The 1,211-nt window shown below is 73.2% G+C and carries 2 protein-coding genes; one reads left to right on the top strand and one right to left on the bottom strand.

The window, feature by feature from the left end; all coding sequences use genetic code 11:
- Window positions 1–207 (bottom strand): hypothetical protein (locus AB0G02_RS41185; RefSeq protein ID WP_360806282.1); only part of this gene is annotated, 207 nt, incomplete at its 3' end.
- A 75-nt stretch (window positions 208–282) separates the two neighbouring features.
- Here AB0G02_RS41185 and AB0G02_RS41180 point away from each other — a divergent pair.
- Window positions 283–1,116 carry a hypothetical protein gene (locus AB0G02_RS41180; protein ID WP_360806279.1) on the top strand — a complete coding sequence of 278 codons (834 nt, stop codon included), beginning with the start codon at window positions 283–285 and terminating at the stop codon, window positions 1,114–1,116.
- Window positions 1,117–1,211: the final 95 nt, after the last annotated feature.

Genomic DNA, 1,211 nt, shown 5'->3' with positions numbered 1-1,211 from the left:
CCGCACCGGGCCCGCGGCGGTCGCGACGCCGTGCTGCTCCTGCCACGCCGCGACGTCCGCGGGCACCCGCCGGGTCAGGATCGCCCGCACCCGGGCCTGGTCCACGTCGTCGGTCTGGGCGCTGTGCGCGACGACCCGGCCCGCGACGTCGTCCACCGACACCCCGCGTCCCAGGACGCGGGACAGCTCGTCCAGCAGCTCCTGCATTCCGACAACTGTAGGAACAACTCCAGTCCCGCGACGGTCGCCCCACCCGCCGCCGACGCCCTAGCGTTCCGGGTCGTGACGAACAGCAGGATCGCCCCCTGGGCCTCACCGCAGGCGCGACTCAGGCTCGCCGAGGTCGAAGCCGCCGTCTCCACCGACCTGACCTCCGCCGGTGTCGCGGACACCGTCCGCAAAGCGCTCGAAGCGCACACCAGCCAGGTCGACGACGACGGGATCGTGCTCTACGCGGGCACCAACGTGCTCAGCCCGGCCGCCGCGGCGGCCGCGTGCGCCGCCGTGTCCAGCCGACCGAGCATGGGCTGGCCCGGCGAGAAGTACCAGGTCGGCCTGGACCACCTGGACACCCTCGAAGTGCTCGCCCCGATGCTCGTCGCCTCCCTGATGGAAGGCGAGTTCGCCGAGGTCCGGCTGCAGAGCGCCACGCTGGCCAACCTCGCCGTCTACACCGCGTTCGCCCGCGCCGGCGACAAGATCGCCGTGCTGCCCGAGTCCGCCGGCGGCCACGCCAGCCACCACGCCCAGGGCGTGCCCGCCATCCGCGGCCTGACCGTGGTCGACCTGCCCTACCTGCCCGACGAGCTGGACCTCGACTACGCCAAGCTGCCCGGGTTCCTGCGGGTGCACCGGCCGCGGATCGTGGTGATCGGCGCGAGCCTGATGCTGTTCCCGCACGACGTCGCCGCAGTGCGGGCGGCGGCCGACGAGGTCGGCGCCATCCTGGTCTACGACGCCTCGCACGTGGCCGGCCTCGTCGCGGGCCGCGAGTTCCAGCGGCCCCTGCACGAGGGCGCGCACCTGATGACGTTCTCCACCTACAAGTCGTTCGGCGGACCGTCCGGCGGCTGCGTCGTCACCCGCGACCCCGAGTTGGCCAGCATCCCCGGGTAGGCGACGGTCGAGACGCGTTCGGCCAGCTCGGGGCCCCGATCCCGCACCACCCCGAACAACCGCACCGGGAACACCACCAGACCGAACGACACCGA

This window comes from Actinosynnema sp. NPDC023658 (genome assembly GCF_040639995.1).
Taxonomy (GTDB): Bacteria; Actinomycetota; Actinomycetes; order Mycobacteriales; family Pseudonocardiaceae; genus Actinosynnema.
The sequence above is the reverse complement of the archived record's forward strand: the minus strand, read 5'-3'. Positions and strand labels throughout refer to the sequence as shown.